Raw genomic sequence first — 18,229 nt, 5'->3', positions numbered from 1 at the left:
GGGTGGTTCAGGCGGTGGGGATGAAGCCGGCGTCCAGGATGCCGACCAGGTTGCCCACCTGTTCGGCCTTGTCCCGGCCCAGTCCGGCGGGGGTGATGGTGTTGGTCAGGCTGATCCCGTCCAGCGCGTCCTCGTAGTCCAGCTTGCCGACGCTGAGCATGGAGGCGAGCATGCCGTGGCTGTCCATGGCGTTCTCCGGGTTGGCGCCGGGAGCGAAGGGGGTGCCCTTCTTGTGACCCGACGGGAAGGCGCCGGTGTTCTTGCCATAGACCACATTGGAGGTGATGGTCAGCACGCTCTGGGTGGGCAGCGCGTCGCGGTACATCCTGATCTGCTTGATCTTGTCCATGATGGTGTGCACCACGACGGCGGCGATCTCGTCGGCACGGTCGTCGTCATTGCCGTAGACGGGGAAGTCGCCCTCGGTGATGTAGTCGATGACCAGGCCGGTCTCGTCGCGCACCGGGGTGACCGTCGCGTACTTGATGGCGCTCAGCGAGTCCGCGACGATGCTCAGCCCGGCGATGCCGCAGCCCATGGTGCGCACGATGTCGGAGTCGTGCAGGGCCATCTCCATCGCCTCGTAGGCGTAGCGGTCATGGCAGTAGTGGATGATGTTGAGGGCCTCGACGTAGGTGCCGATCACCCAGTCCAGCATCTTCTCGTAGCGGGCCCAGACGTCGTCGAAGTCCAGCGGGCCGTCGCCGGTCACGGGCTCGAAACCGGTCACGACCTGCTTGCCGGTCATCTCGTCGCGGCCGCCGTTGATGGCGTACAGCAGGGACTTGCCGGCGTTGACGCGGGCGCCGAAGAACTGCATCTGCTTGCCGACGCGCATCGGTGAGACGCAGCAGGCGATGGCGGCGTCGTCGCCCCAGTGGTCGCGGATCTGGCCGTCGGCCTCGTACTGCAGCGACGAGGTCTCGATGGAGATGGCGGCGCAGAAGTCCTTGTAGCCCTGCGGCAGCTTCGGGTCCCAGAAGATCGTGATGTTCGGCTCCGGGGCGGGGCCGAGGTTCCGCAGGGTCTGCAGCAGGCGGAAGGAGGTCTTGGTGACCAGGGTGCGGCCGTCCTCGCCGAGGCCCGCGTCGGACCAAGTGGCCCAGTAGGGGTCGCCGGAGAAGATCTGGTCATAGTCCTCGGTGCGCAGGAAGCGCACGATGCGCAGCTTGATCACCAGGGCGTCGATGATCTCCTGGGCACCGTCCTCGGTGAGGGTGCCGTTGGCCAGGTCGCGCTCGAAGTAGACGTCGAAGAAGCCGGACAGGCGGCCGAAGCTCATCGCGGCGCCGTCCTGGCTCTTGATGCTGGCCAGGTAGCCGAAGTAGGTCCACTGCACGGCCTCCTGGGCGGTGCGGGCGGGGCCGGAGATGTCGATCCCGTAGCTGGCGGCCATCGCCTTGAGCTTCTTGAGCGCCTTGATCTGCTCGGAGTGCTCCTCGCGGTAGCGGGCCCAGTGCTCGTCGAAGGGACGGTCGACCACGGCATCCTTGTCGGCCTGCTTCTGCGCGATCAGCGCGTCGACGCCGTAGAGGGCGACGCGACGGTAGTCGCCGATGATCCGGCCGCGGCCATAGGCGTCGGGCAGGCCGGTGATGATGTGCGCGCTGCGGGCGGCGCGGATGTTGGGGGTGTAGATGTCGAAGACCGCTTCGTTGTGGGTCTTGCGGTACTTGGTGAAGATCTCCTTGACCCGCTCGTCGGGCTCCATGCCGGCCTCGCGGATGGCCGTCTCGACCATGCGCCAGCCGCCATTGGGCATCATGGCGCGCTTGAGCGGGGCATCGGTCTGCAGGCCGACGATCACGTCGTCGGTGTCACAGATGTGGCCGGGGGCGAAGGCGTCGATGTCGGCCGGGGTGTGGGTGTCGACGTCGAGGACGCGCTTGGTGCGCTCGACGGACAGGTAGTCCCGCTCCAGCACCTCAAAGGTCTTGAGCGTCTTCTCGGTGGGTCCCGCCAGGAAGGCGGCATCACCCTCGTAGGGGGTGTAGTTGCGCTGGACGAAGTCGCGGACGTCGATGCTGCGCTGCCACTCCCCCTCGGCGAAGCCTTCCCAGGCGCTGCTGTCCTGGACCAGTGGTGCGTGCTCGGCGGACGTCGTCAATTCGCTCGGTCTCCTCGATGTGTGGCCCTGCGGGCCGGTTTTCCACGTGCAGCACCTGACAATACCCAGTGGTCAGACCAAGAACGACGGCGGGGTCGCCCATAGCGATGCGGCCGACGCAAGGAAACTCGCCGCTTCGGGGCTCAAGTCCAGGCCGGAGGCACTGCTCGACGCCATCGCCGAGGATCCCTTCGCCACCCCGCCGCGCTACGAGAAGCTCGTCGGTGACCTTGCCGGCTGCTACGCGCCGCATCACCATCCAACAGCGGCTCGTCTACGAGGTCCTGTCCGACGAGCACACAGTCCACGTCGTGCGCATGTGGACCCGCTACGAGTGACGCGCAGCGCGTTCAGTTGCCGCTGATCCGCGCCCGGGGATGGGCCTGGAGGTAGACCTCGCGCAGGTGCTCGACGGTGACCATGGTGTAGATCTGCGTCGTGGTGACCGACGCGTGTCCCAGTAACTCCTGGACCACGCGGACGTCGGCGCCGCCGTCCAGCAGGTGGGTGGCGAAGGAGTGCCGCAGGCTGTGCGGGCTGACCTCTGCGTCAATGCCGGCGCGCTCCGCGGTGCCGCGCAGGATGCCGTAGGCGGACTGCCGGCTCAACCGCCGGCCCAGCGAGTTCAGCAGCAGCGCGGGGCCGGGGTTCTTGGCCTTGGCCTGCCAGCCGGGGCGGCCGCGCACCAACCAGGCGTCGACGGCCTCCCGGGCGAAGCTGCCCAGCGGCACCACCCGTTGCTTGTTTCCCTTGCCCAGCAGGCGGAGCCCGGCCTCGGGATCGGCCAGCGCCCGGGTCAGGTCGTCGACGTCCAGGTCACAGACCTCACTGATCCGGGCTCCGGTGCCGTAGAGCAGCTCCAGCAGCGCGCGGTCCCGCAGCCCCTCCGGGGTCTCCGGATCCGGCGTCTCCAGCAGGGCCTGCACCTGTTCCACGCTGAGTGCCTTGGGCAGCCGCTTGCCCAGCTTCGGCACCGTCACCTCGGCGGCGACGTCCCGGTCCAGCAGCCCGTCGGTCAGCGCGAAGCGGTGCAGGTTGCGCACCGCGACGATGGTCCGGGCCACGCTGGCCGGGGCCATCGCCGGGCGGTCGGCGTCGCCGGTGGCCAGCCAGCGCTGGAATTCGGTGATGTCGGTGGTGGCGATGTCCTCGAAGCGGGTGATCTGGCGAAGCGCCAGGTAGTCGGCATAGCGACGCAGGTCCCGTCGATAGGCGGCCAAGGTGTTGCCGGACAGGCCGCGCTCGACGGCCAGATGGTCCAGCCAGGCCGGGGCGACGCGGGAGAGCGGGGCCACCGGGTCAGGCACCAGACTCCATGGCCGTGCGCTCTGCCACCCGCTCCGCCCAGACGTCGCGGGCGGGCCACGGGGCCTCGGCCGGTCGCAGGGATTCCAGCCGGCCCGCCAGGATCGCGGTCTGCAGGGCCAGGGCGCCACTGACCATCGACGGCGATTGCACCCGCCCCGCGAAGACCGCGTCGACCAACTCTTCGAGCGGCACCCAGCTGATCTCCATGTGGGCCTCCTCGTCCTCGACGACGAAGCCGTCGGGCCGCGGGGCCTCGGCCAGCCCACGGGCCAGGTAGATCCGGATGGACTCCTCGCAGCCGCCGGGGGTGGTGAAGATGTCCACCAGCACCCGCCAGTCGGCGGCCCGGAGCAGCGCCTCCTCGGCCAGTTCCCGCTGGGCCGCGGACAGGAAGGACTCCCCGTCGGCGTCCAGCAGCCCGGCCGGCGGCTCCACCAGCTTCATGGCGACGGGATGCCGGTACTGGTGCACCACGGCCACCCGGTTCTCGTCGTCCAGCGCCATCACCGCAACCGCACCGGGATGGGTCAGGTACTGCCGGGTGAACTGCTCCCCCGACGGCGGCGTGATGTCATCCTCGACGAAGCTGCACACCCGGCCCGTCCCGAGCACGCGATGGGCCGTGATCGGCCAGGATTCGGGACGGTCCAGGGGCATGGTCATGAAGCTAGCTTGCGCTCCACCGCCGCCTTGATCAAGCCGACGAACAGCGGGTGCGGCCGGGTGGGCCGGCTCTTCAGCTCCGGATGGGCCTGGGTGGCGACGAAATAGGGGTGCACCTCGGCCGGCAGCTCGATGAACTCCACCAGCCGGTTGTCCGGGGAGACCCCGCTGAAGACCAGCCCGGCGGCCTCCAGCTGCTCGCGGTAGGCATTGTTCACCTCGTAGCGGTGCCGGTGGCGTTCGGTCACCTCGCCGGTGCCGTAGAGCTCGCGCACCACGGCCCCCTCGGCCAGCGCGGCCGGGTAGGAGCCCAGCCGCATGGAGCCGCCCAGGTCTCCCCCGCCGTCGACGATGGACTTCTGCTCCTCCATGGTGCAGATCACCGGGTTGGCGCTGTCCGGGTCGAACTCGCTGGAGGCGGCATCGGCAATCCCGGCCAGGTCACGCGCCACCTCGATCACCATGCACTGGAAGCCCAGGCACAGGCCCAGCACCGGCAGATCGTTCTCCCGGGCGTACTTGATGGCAGCCAGCTTCCCTTCCACGCCGCGGATCCCGAAGCCACCGGGGACGCAGATCCCGTCCACGTCGGCCAGCTGCTGCGCGGCGCCCTCACCCTCGCAGGTGTCGCTGGCGATCCACTTGATCTGCACCTTCGCCCAGTTGGCGAAGCCGCCGGCGCGCAGCGCCTCGGTGACGCTCAGGTAGGCGTCGGGCAGGTCGATGTACTTGCCCACCAGGCCAATCGTGACCTCCTGCTTGGGGTGGTGCACCCGCTCCAGCAGAGCATCCCACCTCTTCCAGTCCACGTCGCGGAAGCTCAGGCCCAGCCGCTGCACGACGTAGGCATCCAGCCCCTCGGTGTGCAGCACCCGCGGGATCTCGTAGATGCTCGGCGCGTCGATGCAGGCCACCACGGCGTCGGTGTCAACGTCGCACATCAGCGCGATCTTGGACTTGATCCCGTCGGCCAGCGGACGGCCGGCGCGGCAGACGATGGCGTCGGGCTGGATGCCCACCTGGCGCAGCATCGCGACGGAGTGCTGGGTGGGCTTGGTCTTCATCTCCCCCGACGGGCCGATGTAGGGCACCAGGGAGACGTGCAGGAAGAAGACATTCTCCCGGCCGATCTCGTGCCGCACCTGCCGGGCGGATTCCAGGAAGGGCTGGGACTCGATGTCTCCCACCGTGCCGCCGATCTCATGGATCACGACGTCGATGTCGTCGGCCTCCATGGCCAGCATCTCGTCCTTGATCTCATTGGTGATGTGCGGGATCACCTGCACGGTGTCGCCCAGGTAGTCACCGCGTCGTTCCTTGGCGATCACCGACGAGTAGACCTTGCCGGTGGTGACATTGGCCTCGGCGGACAGGTTGCGGTCCAGGAAGCGCTCGTAGTGGCCGATGTCCAGGTCGGTCTCCGCGCCGTCCTCGGTGACGAAGACCTCGCCGTGCTGGAAGGGGTTCATGGTGCCCGGATCCACGTTCAGGTAGGGATCGAGCTTCTGCATGGTGACCCGCAGGCCCCGTGCGACGAGCAGACTGCCCAGGCTGGAGGCGGTCAGGCCCTTGCCGAGCGAGGAGGCAACGCCCCCGGTGACGAAGACGTGCTTGGTCCGATTGTTGTTACCCACGGAATTCCAGCCTAGCCCCGCACGGGAGGTGTTCTTGACCACTGCTCTCAGCTGGCTCTGGGCATCGCTGTGCACCTGACAGACTGTCCGGCATGGATCTCCCCCTGGAACTGCCGATCTCCCCGATGCTGGCCAAGGCCGTCGCCGACCTGCCCGCCGCGGATTCCGTCGACGGTGGCTGGAGTTATGAGCCCAAGTGGGACGGCTTTCGCTGCCTGGTCTGCCGGGATGGCGACGAGGTGGAGCTGCTCAGCCGTTCCAGGAAGCCGCTGACCCGCTACTTCCCGGAGGTGGTGGCGCTGGTCCGGGAGAGTCTGCCCACACGGTGCATCCTCGACGGCGAGCTGGTGGTGCGGATTGGTGAGCCGGGCGCGCAGAAGTTGGACTGGGAATCCATCAGTGCCCGGATTCATCCGGCGGCCTCCCGGATCCAGCGGTTGAGCGCTGAGACGCCGGCCGAGCTGGTCTGTTTCGACCTGCTGGCGCTGGGCGACGAGGATCTCACCGCCCTTGGCTACCGGGAGCGCCGGGCCCGCCTGGAACAGGTCTTCGCGAGCGTCGACTCCCCCGCTGTCCACCTGACCCGGGTCACCGGCGACGAATCCCTGGCCCGGCAGTGGTTCGAGCAGTTCGAGGGCGCCGGGTTGGACGGGGTGATCTGCAAGCGCAACGACGGGCCCTACGAACAGAACAAGCGCAGCATGCTCAAGGTGAAGCACAAGCGCACCGCCGAGGCCGTGGTGCTGGGCTACCGGGTGCACAAGTCGGGCCAGGGTGTGGGATCGCTCCTGCTGGGCATGGTGGACGACGACGGCGAACTGGTCGGAGTGGGCGGGATCGGCGCCTTCAGCAATGACCTGCGGCTGGCGCTGGTGGACCAGTTGGAGCCGCTGGTGCTGCGCGACGACGACGACGCGGTGCAGGCCGCCAGCAAGGAACGCAGCCGGTTCACCTCCGCCGCCGAAGCCTCCTTCGTCCCGCTGGATCCGCAGCTGGTGGTGGAGGTGGCCTTCGACCAGTTGGAGGGGCGCCGCTTCCGGCACGCCGTCACCTTGCTGCGTTTCCGGCCCGACCGGGAACCGTCGAGCTGCCTGTTGGAGCAGGTGGGCGCCCGATTGCCTACGACCTGAGCGACGTGCTGCAGGGCTGACGGCCCAGAACGTCACCACCCGGAACATTAGGTAAGCCTTACCTGATGTTGCTAGGCTCGGGAGGGTGTCCACGCCCTACGAGTCCCTGACGGCCACCGTCGCCACGGTGACCGACCTCACCCCGAGCATCCGCCGCGTGACCTTCCGCGGCCCGGAGCTCACCCGTGTGCATCCTCGCTGTCTGGACCGGCGGATCAAACTGCTGCTCCCCCGCCACCCCGGCGATGACTTGCCCGACGTGCCGCGCGGCGGTGACTGGTATCAACGCTGGCAGCAGCTCGATCAACGTCCACCGATGCGCACCTACACCGCCCGCGCCGTCCGACCCGAGCTGGGGGAAGTGGACGTCGATGTGGTCCGGCACGGCACCACCGGGCCGGCCGGCCGCTGGATCGAGACCGTGCAGCCCGGCGACGCCCTGCTGCTGGTGGTTCCCGTCGTCGACGCCGAGGGCAGCGACGAGGTGGGCATCGCCTGGCGGCCCGGCTCCGCCCGGGAACTGCTGATTGCCGGCGACGCCACCGCCGCGCCCGCCATTGCCAACATCCTGGCCTGTCTCCCGGATGATGCCACCGGCACCGCGCTGCTGGAGCTGCCCACCAGCCAGGACCACTACCCGATCCAGGCTCCGGACGGGATCGAGCTGCGGATCCTGCCCTGCGACGGGGCCGAGCCTGGCAGCCGCTTGGAGGCCGAACTGGCGGCGCTGCCCTGGCCGCCGGACTGTCCCCTGCCCACCCGTCAGACCGCGGCCGACGAACCGGATCCGGACGCCCCGGTCTGGGATGAGGCCCAGCCGGATGCCGACACCCCGCACTATGCCTGGCTGGCTGGGGAGACCGGGGCGATCACCCGGATTCGTCGCCACCTGGTGCAGGCCCGCGGCTGCCCCCGCCAGTGCATCTCCTTCATGGGCTACTGGCGCGCCGGCCGGCCGGAGTGCTGACCACCGACGCCGAACACCAGTGGCCGACCCGGCGATTTCCACGATCAGAAACCACTTCCCCACCACCAACACGTCGATATGGAGAACCCATGACCCACCTGACCCGTCGCTCCCTGATCGGGCTGGCCGGAGCCGCCGGCCTGGCCACCCTGGCCGGCTGCGGCTCCCAGGAGTCCACCCCGGCCTCGTCGGCCAGCGGCTCCGGCGCCGCCGCCGAGGGCAGCTTCCCGGTGAGCATCAAGCACGCGCTGGGCACCGCCACCATCAAGCAGGCCCCGACCAAGATCGTCACCATCGGACAGGGCGCCACCGAGGCCGCAATCGCGCTGGGCACCTTCCCCGTCGGTACCGAGACCTACACCTGGGGCGCCGACAAGGACGGTCACCTGCCGTGGGTGCGCGAGGCCTACGAGAAGGACGGCAAGGAGCTGCCCAAGACCTTCGAGGGCGGCGAGCAACTCGATGTGGAGACCATCGCCACCCTGGAGCCGGACCTGGTGCTGGCCCCGTGGAGCGGCTTGACCCAGAAGCAGTACGACCTGCTGGCCGAGATCTGCCCCGTCGTCGCCTACGAGAAGACCGCCTGGACCACCACCTGGGATGCGGAGATCACCACCGTCGCCAAGGCGCTGGGCAAGCCCGACGAGGGCCGAAAGATCGTCGACGGGCTGAAGAAGACCCTGGCCGACGCCGGTGCCGAGCACCCGGACTGGAAGGGCAAGACCTTCAGCTACATCTACACCCAGGGCCAGGGCACGCTCGGTGTGTACCTGCCCACGGAGCAGCGGGTCGCGATGATCAGCGCCCTGGGCCTGACCCCCGACCCGGCCCTGGCCGACATCAAGGCCAAGGACGGCTCCGACTGGGCCCTGATCGGGCTGGAGAATGCGGACAAGCTCTCCCGGAGCCAGCTGGTCTTCACCTGGTACCTGGACGCCGCCACCAAGAAGCAGGTGCTGGCCCAGCCGCTGTATGCCAAGATCCCCGCCATCAAGCGCGGCTCCGTGGTGGCCCCGGAGGACCAGCAGCTGGTCACCGCCATGAGCATGATCAACCCGCTGACCGTGCCGTGGGTGCTGCCCAAGATGACCCCGCTGATCGACGCCGCGGTCAAGAAGATCGACGCGTGACCCGACGCCCGAGCGCCCCGGGCGCCGCGCTGCCCCTCGCCCTGCCGGCCGCCCTCGCGGCCGCGGTGCTGGTCAGCCTGGCGCTGGGCAGCAAGTCCATCCCGGCCACCGAGCTGTGGCCGGCGCTGCGCGGTCAGGGCGACGAGTACACCCGCACCGTGCTGGCCAGCCGGGTGCCGCGCACCCTGTGCGGGCTGTTGGCCGGCTCCGCCCTGGCCAGCAGCGGCGCCGCCGTGCAGGTGGCCACCCGCAATCCGCTGGGCGACCCGGGCGTGCTGGGCCTGACCAGCGGCGCGGCCGCCGGGATCGTGCTGGTGACCACGTCGGCCGCCCTGTCCCCGCTGGGTCTGGTGGGCGGCGCCTTCCTGGGCGCCCTGCTGGCGACGGTGGCGGTGCTCGGGCTGGGCAGCCTGGGCCGCGGCCCGGACAGCACCCGGCTGCTGCTGGCCGGCGCGGTGGTCACCGCGTGCGCGATGGCCTTCGCCCAGGCGCTGGCCCTGCGGGACCAGCGGGCCTTCGACGCGCTGCGTTTCTGGTCGGCGGGTTCCTTGTCGGCCGGGGCCGCGCTGACCTGGCCGGTGCTGGTCACCGCGGCCATCGGTGCCCTGCTGCTGGCCGGCACCTCCCGCGGGCTGGACGCCCTGGCGCTCGGCGATGATGCCGCCACCGCCCTGGGCCAGCGCCCGGGGTTGGTGCGTGGCCTGACCTTCCTGGCGGTGGCGCTGCTCACCTCCGCCGCCACCGCCGTCACAGGCCCGATCGCCTTCGTCGGGCTGGCCGTCCCCCACCTGGCCCGGTCCGTGGCCGGGTCCAGCGCCCGGGTGCTGCTGGCGGTCTGTGCCGTGCTCGGCCCGGTGGTGCTGCTGCTGGCCGATGTGGCCGGGCGGCTGGTGGCCCGGCCCAGCGAGGTACCGGTGGGAGTGGTGACGGCACTGATCGGGGCGCCGCTGCTGCTCACCGTCGTGCGCCGGGCGCGGGGTGCGCTGTGAGTACCCTCCCCTTTCCCCGGCCCCGCTCAGTCCGACGCCCGCTGGCCATCCTCGGCCTGCTGGCGGCGCTGCTGGCCGGCTGCGCCCTCACCCTGGCCGTCGGCAAGCTCGGGATCCCGCTGGCCCGCCAGCCGCGGGCCCTGTTGGAGCTGCTCGACGGTGGCGGTGGCTTCGCGCTGCGCCGGCTGCGCGGCCCGCGGTTGATGACCGGGCTGGGCACCGGGGCGGCCCTCGGGCTGGCCGGCGCGCTGTTCCAACGCGCCACCGCCAACCCGCTGGTCACCCCCGACGTGATCGGGATCACCGCCGCGGCCGGGGCGGGCACCGCCCTGGCCACCTTCTGGCACCTACCGGTGCTGCCCGGGTCGCTGGGCGGCGCGCTGCTGGCCGGGGCACTGGTGGGCTGGGTGACCACCACCGGCTTCCGTAACCCGGGGGCGGTGATCGTCGCCGGGATCGGCGTCGCCGCTGGTGCCACGGCCCTCACCCAGCTGGTGCTGGTCTGGTCCCGGCAGGCGGAGGCGATGGCGCTGGCCTCCGCTCTGACCGGATCGCTCAACTCCCGCTCCTGGCAGGATGCCGCGCTGGTCTGGGCGGTGCTGCTGCCCGGTTGCCTGGCGGCGCTGGCGCTGCGCACCGACCTGGAGCTGGTGGCCCTGGGCGACGAGGCCGCGCACGGGCTGGGGTCGCGGCCCGGAATGACCCGGGCCCTGTCGCTGGGCCTGGGGATTGCGCTGACCGCCGCCGCCGTGGCGGTGGCCGGGCCGGTCACCTTCGTCGCCCTGACCGCGCCGCACCTGGCCCGGTGGTTGACCGGACGGCCCGCCATGGGCACCGCCGCGCTGGTCGGCGCCCTGGAGGTCTGCCTGGCGGACCTGGCCGTCGCCCACTGGCCCGTCCTGGACGGCCTGCCGGTGGGGGTGGTCACCGCCCTGCTGGGCGGCATCTTCCTGGGCGTCCTGCTGATCTCGCAATTCCGAAAGGGGGCGCTGTGAGCGGCGCACCGGCCATCTCCGTCCGCGACGTCACGGTGCGCTTCGGCAGCCACGTCGCCGTCGACTCCGTGTCCGCGACCATCCCGGCGGGCAGTTTCACCGCCGTGATCGGCCCCAATGGTTGCGGCAAGTCCACCCTGCTGCGGGCGCTGTGCCAGCTCCGGCCGGCTGACGAGGGCAGCATCGCCGTCCAGGGCCGGCCGGTGGGCGACTATCCGCGACGGGAGCTGGCCCGCACCGTCAGCCTGCTGCCCCAGCAGACCGTCGCCCCACCCGGGCTGACGGTGACCGAGCTGGTGGCCCGCGGCCGCCACCCCTACCACTCGCTGCTGCGCACCAGCGCCGCCGGGGACCAGGAGGCCATCGACCGGGCGGTGGAGCGGGCCGGCGTCGGCCACCTGCTGCAGCGCCGGGTCTCCGAGCTGTCCGGTGGCCAGCGCCAGCGGGTGTGGCTGGCCATGGTGCTGGCTCAGGACACCCCGATCGTGTTGCTGGACGAGCCCACCACCTACCTGGACCTGGCCGCCCAGTACCAGCTGCTGGACGTCTGCGCCGATCTGGTGGACCACGGCCGCACCGTGGTGGCGGTGCTGCACGACCTGCCGCAGGCCGTCGCCTATGCCGGTCACCTGCTGCTGATGAAGCAGGGACGATTGGTGGCCGACGGGCGTCCACCCGAGGTGGTCACCGAACAGCATGTGGCCGACGTCTACGGCATCAGCTGCCGGGTGGACCTGGACGATCCCCGCGGCCCCGTGGTGGCCCCACGCTCGCGGCACGAGCGTCGCGACGCACTGCCTCAGTCCTGACCGGCCGCTTCCAGCAATTCCCGGGCGTGGGCCAGGGAGGACTCCGAGGAGGAGATCCCGCCCATCATCCGGGCGAGCTCGGCCAGCCGCTCGTCGCCGGTGACCTGGCGCAGGTCACTGACCGTGACCTCGCCATTGGTGGACTTGCTGACCACGTGGTGCGCGTCGGCGAAGGCCGCCACCTGCGCCAGGTGGGTGACCACGATCACCTGGCAGTGGCGGGCCAGCATCGCCAGCCGTCGGCCGATCTCCACCGCCACCGCGCCACCGACGCCGGCATCCACCTCGTCGAAGACGCAGGTGTGCGCCCCGGGAGCCTCCCCCGCGTCGGCGTCCACCAGCACCACCTCCAGCGCCAGCCGCACCCGGGAGAGCTCACCGCCGGAGGCCACCTTGCCCAGCGGCGCGGCGGGCAGGCCCGGGTTGGCGGCGAAGGTGAGCTGCACCTGCTCCGCACCGTGCGGGGTCAGCTCCGGCGTCGGACGGAGCTCGAAGCCCAGCCGGGCATGCGGCATGGCAAGCGCGGCCAACTCGGACTGCACCGCCGTCGCCAGCCGTTCGGCGGCGTCGGTGCGGGTCTGGGTCAGGGCCGACGCCTGCTGGGCCAGGGAATCGTCCAGCCGGCCGATCTCGGCCCGCAATTCCTCGATCCGGTCGTCGGAGCCGAGCAGGTCGGTCAGCCGGGCCGCCGACGTGCGTGACCACTCCAGCACGTCGTCGATGGTCTCGCCGTACTTGCGCTGCAGGCCGGCCAGCGCGGCCCGGCGCTCGGCGATCGCCTCCAGCCGCAGCGGGTCGGCATCCAGGTCGGCAAGATAGCCGGCCACCTGGGCGGCGGCCTCGTTCAGCTGGAAACCGGCCTCGCGCATCTGCCGGGCCACCTCGGCGGCGGCCGGGTCCAGCGTCTCGGCCTGCTCCATCGCCTTGCGGGCCTGTCCGAACAGCCCGACCACACCGGGGGCGTCGTCGTAGCCGTCCACCGATCCACTCAGGGCTGCCGAGGCGGTCTCGGCCAGCTGGCGCAGGTCGTCGACGGCCTGCAAGCGGTTGGCCTCCGCCGCCAACGCCTCGTCCTCCCCGGGCTGCGGCTCCACCGCGGCAATCTCGTCCAGCCCGAAGCGCAGCAGGTCCTGCTCCCGGGCGCGTTCCCGGGCCCGGGTCTCCAGCTCAGCCAGCTCGGTGGCCAGCCGGCCGCGCCGCTCGAAGTCGGCCCGGTAGGTCCGCAGCGCGGCCGCATGCCGCGATCCGCAGAAGCGGTCCAGCACCTCCCGTTGCCGTTCCGGGGTGCCCAGCCGGATCTGCTCGGACTGGCCGTGGATGGTGGCCAGCTCCCCGCTGATCTCCGCCAGCGCGCCCACCGAGCTCTGCGCCCCGCCGACGAAGGCGCGGGATCGCCCGGCGCTGCTCACCTGCCGGGCCAACAGCAGTTCGCCGTCCTCCACCAGGCCGCCCGCGGACTCTACCCGTTCGGTTACCGACGCGACGCCGGTGAAGCGGCCCTCCACCAGGGCCCGTCGGGCCCCGTGCCGCACCACGCCCGAATCGGCCCGGGCACCCATCAGCAGGCCCAGGCTGGAGACCACCATCGTCTTGCCCGCGCCGGTCTCGCCGGTGACCGCGGTCATCCCGGGATGGAACTCGATCCCGGTCTCCGCGATCACCCCGAGCCCTTCGATCCGCAGCTCGGTGAGCATCAGCGACGGCCCCGGAATCCCTCGACGGGCAGCTCGAACTTCTTCACCAGACGGGTGGTGAAGGGTTGCGGTGCCAGCCGGGCGATCAGCAGGTCATGGTCCCCGCGGCGCAGGCTGATCCGGCTGCCCGGTGCGGCGTCGGTGGTGCGGGCGCCATCGGCCCAGACCACGGCCGGCACCTGCCGCTCCAGGCTGACCACCAGGTCCACCCGGGACTTGGGGCTGAGCACCGACGGCCGGGCGTACAGGGCGTGGGCACTCAATGGCACCAGCTCGATTGCCTCCACGTCGGGCCACATCACCGGGCCACCGGCGGAGAACGCGTAGGCGGTGGAGCCGGTGGGGGTACACACCAGCACCCCGTCGCAGCCCCAGCGGGACAGCGGACGGTCGTCCACCATCGCCAGCACCTCGATCATCCGCTCCCGGGCGATCTTCTCCACCGAGACCTCGTTGACGGCGAAATTGCTCCACCGCAGTTTTCCGTGGGCGTCGAAGACCTCGACGGACAGCGTGAGCCGGCGCTCCACCTGGTAGCTGCGGGCCACCACCTGGTCCACCAGCTGCGCCGTCTCGGAGGCCTCCAGCTCGGCCAGGAAGCCGACGTGGCCCAGGTTGACGCCCAGCAGCGGAACACCCCAGGGCAGGGCGATCTCGGCGCCGCGCAGGATGGACCCGTCGCCGCCGAAGATCACCACCAGCTCCACCTGCGGGTCCTCGTCGCCCAGCACGTCCAGTTCCGCGCGGCCGGCCAGCGCGGGCACCATCCGGTCCCGGCAGTCGGGCAGCACCACGGTGCCGATCCCCCGGTTGGCCAGCTGCACCACGAAGTCGACGGCGGCGTCCAGCGCCTCGGCCCGGTGGGGATGCAGCATCACGGCCACCCGGCGCCCGTGCGTTGTCCTTAGCTGCTCACTCACGGAAATCACCCTAGCTGGCCCCGCCGACAGTTCTGGCGCCTCAGTCACCCTGCGAGCGCTCGAACAACACGAAGTACTCGATGTTGCCGGCCGGTCCCGGCAGCTGGCTCGGCTCCCGCCAGACTGCCCGCCAGCCCAGGTCCGCGGCGTGCGCCACCACGTCGTCGACGGCGGCCAGCCGCAACTGCTCGTCGCGCACCACACCCGTCGACGTCAGGTTCTTGCGCCCCACCTCGAACTGTGGCTTGACCATCAACAGCGCCCGGCCAGCAGGGGCAAGGGCCCCGAACAGCGGCTCCAGCAGGAGTTTCAGGCTGATGAAGGAGACGTCGCAGACCACCAGGTCCACCGGGCGGTTGCCCAGGTCGGCCACGCTCAGGTCACGCAGGTTGAGGCCTTCGCGGACCACCACCCGGGGATCGGTCCGCAGCCCATCCACCAGCTGCCCGTGGCCAACATCGACGGCATAGACCTGCAGCGCCCCGCGGCTCAGCAGCACCTCGGTGAAGCCGCCGGTGCTGGCACCGGCGTCCAGCACCCGTTCCGGTACCCGCTCCCAGCCCAGCGAGTCCAGTGCCCCGAGCAGCTTGAAGGCGGCCCGGGAGGCCCACTGGACGTGTTCGGTCATGGTGATCTCGGCATCGGCGGGCACCATCTGGGAGGCCTTGCCGGCGGGCTTGCCGGCCACCTGCACCAGGCCGTCCTCCACCAGCTTGCGGGCCAGGCTGCGGCTGCGGGCCAGGCCGCGCTCCACCATGGCAACGTCCAGCCGCACCCCGTCAGCCATGGCGACGTGCTCCCGGATCGTCCTGGGACGGGCGGGGCCGCAGCACCCCGGGGATCGGGGTCTGTACGGCATTGCGGCTGGTCTCCAGCACCCCGGTCAGCACATCCTGCGCGGCAGCCAACCGGTCGTGGTGCCCGGCGACGTCGCTCTCCTGGAGCCCCACCAGCTCGGCCAACGCCTGGTCGATCACCGCATTTCCGGTCCGTGGCGGGTCCGGCAAACGGGGGTTCTCGGCGTCCTGTTCGGTCATGGTCGTTCCCCGCTCAGGGCAGCAGGGTGAGCTCGTCGACGACGGGCGCCGCCGCCCCGGGATGGCTCCAGACCAGCTGCAGCACCGCCCACAGGGCATCGAGTTGCTGCTCCCGCTCGGCCGGCACCGCGGCCAGGGTGACCGTGTCGTCGGACCAGGTGGCGGTCTGCCCGTTCACGGTGCAGGAGTCCTGATCCACGACGGCCTCCCGCGCCGGTGCCAGCAGCGCCCGCAGGTCGTAGCCAATGTGGCTGGGTCGCGAGTCTTCGTCGGCGGACAGCAGGTCATGCTTGCCGTGCGCCCCGGTGAACACGAACAGCGAGTCCATCTGCACCGCCACCGCGCCCATCACGTCGGTGTCCAGCCGGTCCCCGACGAAGATCGCCCGCTCGGTGCCGATCCTGCGCATGGTCTCCAGCAACAGTGGCGGACAGGGCTTGCCCGCCACCTGCGGGGTGACCTTCACCGTCGCCTGCACGGCCGCGATCTGGGCACCCGCGCCGGGCACCAGGCCCTTGTCGGTGGGGCGGGTGGAGTCGGTGTTGGTGGCGAACCACCGGGCACCGCGCTGCACCGCCAGGCAGGCGTCGTCCAGCCGTGGCCAGGTCATCTGCGGGTCGTAGCCCTGGATCACGGCCGCGGGTTCCTCGTTCGAGGTCCACACCGGCCGCATCCCGACGGCGGCCACCTCGTCGGCCAGCGCCTGGGTTCCCACCACCAGCACGTTGCTGCCTGGCGCCAGCTCCTCCGCCAACATCCGGGCACCGGCCTGAGCACTGGTCACCACGTCGGAGATCTCCGCCGGGACGCCCAGTGCGGTGAGTTGGTCAACCACCACCTGCGGCTTGCGGGCGGCGTTGTTGGTGACATAACCCAGCCGGGTGCCGTGTTCCTTGAGCTGCTGGATTCCCTCAGGAGCCCCTGCCACCGGGGCGGGGCCCAGGTAGACCACGCCGTCCAGATCAAACAGCGCCGCCTCGTATCGGTCCACCACCATCTGGCCAGTCCGATCGCTCATTCCTGCTCCGCCCGTTCGTGGGATTCCCGGGTGCCGTCCTCGTCGTCCTGCGGGGCCTCGGCCGCCGCCTCCCGAGCGCCCTCGTCCTCACCGTCCTCGGCATCCTTCGGAGCCTCGGCCACCGGTTCCACAGCGCCCTCGTCCTCCTCGTCGTCCTCGGATTCGTCGAATTCGAGCACGAAGCCGTCCAGCTGGTTCAGCCGGTCCTCGGTGTCCAGCAGCCCTTCGGCGTCATACTTGGCGGCGGAGGCGAACCACTGTTTGGCCGCCTCGGGCTGGTCGCTGCGTTCCAGCAGGTCGGCGTAGGCATACCGCAGCCGCGCCTGACCCTGCGGGCTGACCGCCTTGTTGCCGATCGCATTCTTGAGCAGGCGCAGGGCCTCGGGCCGCTGGCCCAAGTCATCCCGGGCACCGGCCTCCACCAGCAGCATCTCCACCCGCTGGGTGGCGTCCAGGCGCTGCTCGGCCGCTTCCTTGGCCAGTTTGAGGGCCGCCTCGGCCCGCCCCAGGGCGCGCTCGCAATCGGCCATCACGGGCAGGTACTCGGCCCCGCCCGTCATCCGACGCAGCGCGCGGTACTCGTTCAGCGCGACGGCGTACTCCCCTGCCGCGTAGGCAGTCTCGGCCGTGGCCTCCCGCACCACGGGCAGCCGGGCGGCCCGACGACGGGCGGCCTCCGCGTGCCGGTAGGCGAGCTCCGGGTCCTCGTCGATCAGCTGACCGGCGGCCACCAGGTGAGCGGCCACGATCTGCCCCAGGTCCTTGGGCAGGCCCTTCAGCTCGGCCCGCACCCCGAAGGGCAGTTCCTTCTCGTCGACGTCCTCCGGGGTCGGCGGCTCGTCGGCGCGGGCCGCGAGTCCGGGCCGAACGAAGTTCTCCTCGTCACGGCGGGGACGGTCCTCCCGGAAGTCCCGACGCACCTCGCCCCGGCCCGATCCACCGCGCCGGTCGTCGCGGCCGTAGCCCCGCCCCCGCTCGTCACCGCGGGGTCGGTCGTCTTCGCGACGATAGCCACGCTCACCGCCGCGGGGACGCTCGTCATCGCGACCATAGCCACGGCCCTGCTCGGGGCGACGGGAGTAGCCCCGCTCACCGCCGCGTTCGGACCGCTCGCCCTCACCGCGGTAGCCCCGCTCCCCACCGCGGGGACGCTCGTCATCGCGACCATAGCCACGGCCCTGCTCCGGGCGACGGGAGTAGCCCCGCTCACCACCACGCTCGGACCGCTCACCCTCACCGCGGTAGCCCCGCTCCCCACCGCGGGGACGCTCGTCATCCCGACCATAGCCACGGCCCCGCTCGGAGCGAGGACGATCATCGTCTCGGCGGTAGCCGCGTTCCTGGTCCCGGCCCTCACTCCGACCGGTCCATCCGCTGCTCTGGTACCGGCGTCCCTCGTCGTCCCCGCGGCCGCGGTAGCCACCACGGTCCTGGCTGGGCCGCCCCGAGTATCCGCCGGAGCGATTGTCCCGACGGTCCTCCCCGCGGTAGCCCCGGCCCTCACGGGAGGGGCGGTCATTGCCCGGCCCGCGGTCATCGCGGCGTGGGCCGTCATCACGACGACGGTCGTCGCGGGAGTTGTTGCTTGGGTAGTCAGCCATGAGTCCATCCTGCCGCACGGGCACAACACGTGCGATCGTTTCCGTTCCAGAACATGAAAATACCCCTGGAGGCATCAAATTAATGATCCCTCCAGGGGTATTTGTAAGTCCGGCGGTGTCCTAGTCTCCCACAGGGTCCCCCCTGCAGTACCATCGGCTCTAAAAGGCTTAACTTCCGGGTTCGGAATGGGACCGGGTGTTTCCCTTTTGACATGACCACCGAAACA

16 protein-coding genes and 1 rRNA gene are annotated in these 18,229 nt (G+C 70.9%); 6 read left to right on the top strand and 11 right to left on the bottom strand.

Going from position 1 to position 18,229, the window contains the following annotated elements; translation table 11 throughout:
- Positions 1–7: 7 nt before the first annotated feature.
- From AAEX60_RS05660 to AAEX60_RS05645, 4 genes are all read right to left on the bottom strand, one after another.
- The gene (locus AAEX60_RS05660) at positions 8–2,107 is read right to left on the bottom strand and encodes a pyruvate formate lyase family protein (RefSeq protein ID WP_342101795.1); all 2,100 of its coding nucleotides are present in this window, start codon (positions 2,105–2,107) and stop codon (positions 8–10) included.
- A 350-nt stretch (positions 2,108–2,457) separates the two neighbouring features.
- Complete coding sequence (gene xerD / locus AAEX60_RS05655) at positions 2,458–3,414, bottom strand: site-specific tyrosine recombinase XerD (RefSeq protein WP_446721274.1); 957 nt, start codon at positions 3,412–3,414, stop codon at positions 2,458–2,460.
- A complete protein-coding gene (locus AAEX60_RS05650) occupies positions 3,407–4,078 on the bottom strand; it encodes an NUDIX hydrolase (protein ID WP_342101793.1) in 672 nt (223 codons plus the stop codon). Before AAEX60_RS05650 ends, xerD begins: the two co-directional genes overlap by 8 nt.
- Positions 4,075–5,712 (bottom strand): CTP synthase, encoded by a 1,638-nt coding sequence (locus AAEX60_RS05645; RefSeq protein ID WP_342101792.1) that lies wholly within the window; start codon positions 5,710–5,712, stop codon positions 4,075–4,077. Before AAEX60_RS05645 ends, AAEX60_RS05650 begins: the two co-directional genes overlap by 4 nt.
- Positions 5,713–5,804: 92 nt before the next feature.
- Here AAEX60_RS05645 and AAEX60_RS05640 point away from each other — a divergent pair, with 92 nt between their 5' ends.
- The 6 genes from AAEX60_RS05640 (at position 5,805) to AAEX60_RS05615 (ending at position 11,732) form a co-directional block, all read left to right on the top strand.
- Entirely contained in the window at positions 5,805–6,842 is a 1,038-nt protein-coding gene (locus tag AAEX60_RS05640) for an ATP-dependent DNA ligase (protein ID WP_342101789.1), read from the top strand.
- A gap of 85 nt (positions 6,843–6,927) precedes the next feature.
- On the top strand, positions 6,928–7,809 hold the full coding sequence (locus AAEX60_RS05635; protein WP_342101788.1) for a siderophore-interacting protein: 882 nt from the start codon (positions 6,928–6,930) through the stop codon (positions 7,807–7,809).
- An 89-nt stretch (positions 7,810–7,898) separates the two neighbouring features.
- The gene (locus tag AAEX60_RS05630; protein WP_342101787.1) at positions 7,899–8,939 is read left to right on the top strand and encodes an iron-siderophore ABC transporter substrate-binding protein; all 1,041 of its coding nucleotides are present in this window, start codon (positions 7,899–7,901) and stop codon (positions 8,937–8,939) included.
- A complete protein-coding gene (locus AAEX60_RS05625) occupies positions 8,936–9,928 on the top strand; it encodes a FecCD family ABC transporter permease (RefSeq protein WP_342101786.1) in 993 nt (330 codons plus the stop codon). The genes AAEX60_RS05630 and AAEX60_RS05625 overlap by 4 nt, the downstream gene beginning before the upstream one ends.
- Positions 9,925–10,923 carry an iron chelate uptake ABC transporter family permease subunit gene (locus AAEX60_RS05620; protein WP_342101785.1) on the top strand — a complete coding sequence of 333 codons (999 nt, stop codon included), beginning with the start codon at positions 9,925–9,927 and terminating at the stop codon, positions 10,921–10,923. The genes AAEX60_RS05625 and AAEX60_RS05620 overlap by 4 nt, the downstream gene beginning before the upstream one ends.
- Positions 10,920–11,732: an ABC transporter ATP-binding protein gene (locus tag AAEX60_RS05615; RefSeq protein WP_342101784.1), complete on the top strand. Its 813-nt coding sequence runs from the start codon at positions 10,920–10,922 to the stop codon at positions 11,730–11,732. The genes AAEX60_RS05620 and AAEX60_RS05615 overlap by 4 nt, the downstream gene beginning before the upstream one ends.
- Here AAEX60_RS05615 and recN read toward each other — a convergent pair.
- The 7 genes from recN to rrf all read right to left on the bottom strand — a co-directional run bounded on the left by recN (position 11,723) and on the right by rrf (position 18,226).
- The gene (recN, locus tag AAEX60_RS05610) at positions 11,723–13,426 is read right to left on the bottom strand and encodes a DNA repair protein RecN (RefSeq protein WP_342101782.1); all 1,704 of its coding nucleotides are present in this window, start codon (positions 13,424–13,426) and stop codon (positions 11,723–11,725) included. The two genes, AAEX60_RS05615 and recN, sit on opposite strands and share 10 nt — an antisense overlap.
- Positions 13,426–14,301, bottom strand: a complete 876-nt coding sequence (locus AAEX60_RS05605; protein ID WP_342101881.1) for an NAD kinase — start codon at positions 14,299–14,301, stop codon at positions 13,426–13,428. Before AAEX60_RS05605 ends, recN begins: the two co-directional genes overlap by 1 nt.
- 85 nt (positions 14,302–14,386) lie before the next feature.
- On the bottom strand, positions 14,387–15,133 hold the full coding sequence (locus AAEX60_RS05600; RefSeq protein ID WP_342101781.1) for a TlyA family RNA methyltransferase: 747 nt from the start codon (positions 15,131–15,133) through the stop codon (positions 14,387–14,389).
- The gene (locus AAEX60_RS05595) at positions 15,126–15,383 is read right to left on the bottom strand and encodes a hypothetical protein (RefSeq protein WP_342101780.1); all 258 of its coding nucleotides are present in this window, start codon (positions 15,381–15,383) and stop codon (positions 15,126–15,128) included. Before AAEX60_RS05595 ends, AAEX60_RS05600 begins: the two co-directional genes overlap by 8 nt.
- 13 nt (positions 15,384–15,396) lie before the next feature.
- Complete coding sequence (locus AAEX60_RS05590; RefSeq protein ID WP_342101779.1) at positions 15,397–16,401, bottom strand: HAD-IIA family hydrolase; 1,005 nt, start codon at positions 16,399–16,401, stop codon at positions 15,397–15,399.
- Positions 16,398–18,002 carry a hypothetical protein gene (locus AAEX60_RS05585; RefSeq protein WP_342101778.1) on the bottom strand — a complete coding sequence of 535 codons (1,605 nt, stop codon included), beginning with the start codon at positions 18,000–18,002 and terminating at the stop codon, positions 16,398–16,400. Before AAEX60_RS05585 ends, AAEX60_RS05590 begins: the two co-directional genes overlap by 4 nt.
- A 107-nt stretch (positions 18,003–18,109) precedes the next feature.
- Positions 18,110–18,226: ribosomal RNA gene (rrf, locus tag AAEX60_RS05580) — 5S ribosomal RNA — on the bottom strand.
- Positions 18,227–18,229 lie beyond the last annotated feature (3 nt).

The organism is Luteococcus sp. H101 (genome assembly GCF_038433155.1).
Classification (GTDB): Bacteria; Actinomycetota; Actinomycetes; order Propionibacteriales; family Propionibacteriaceae; genus Luteococcus.
The sequence above is the reverse complement of the archived record's forward strand: the minus strand, read 5'-3'. Positions and strand labels throughout refer to the sequence as shown.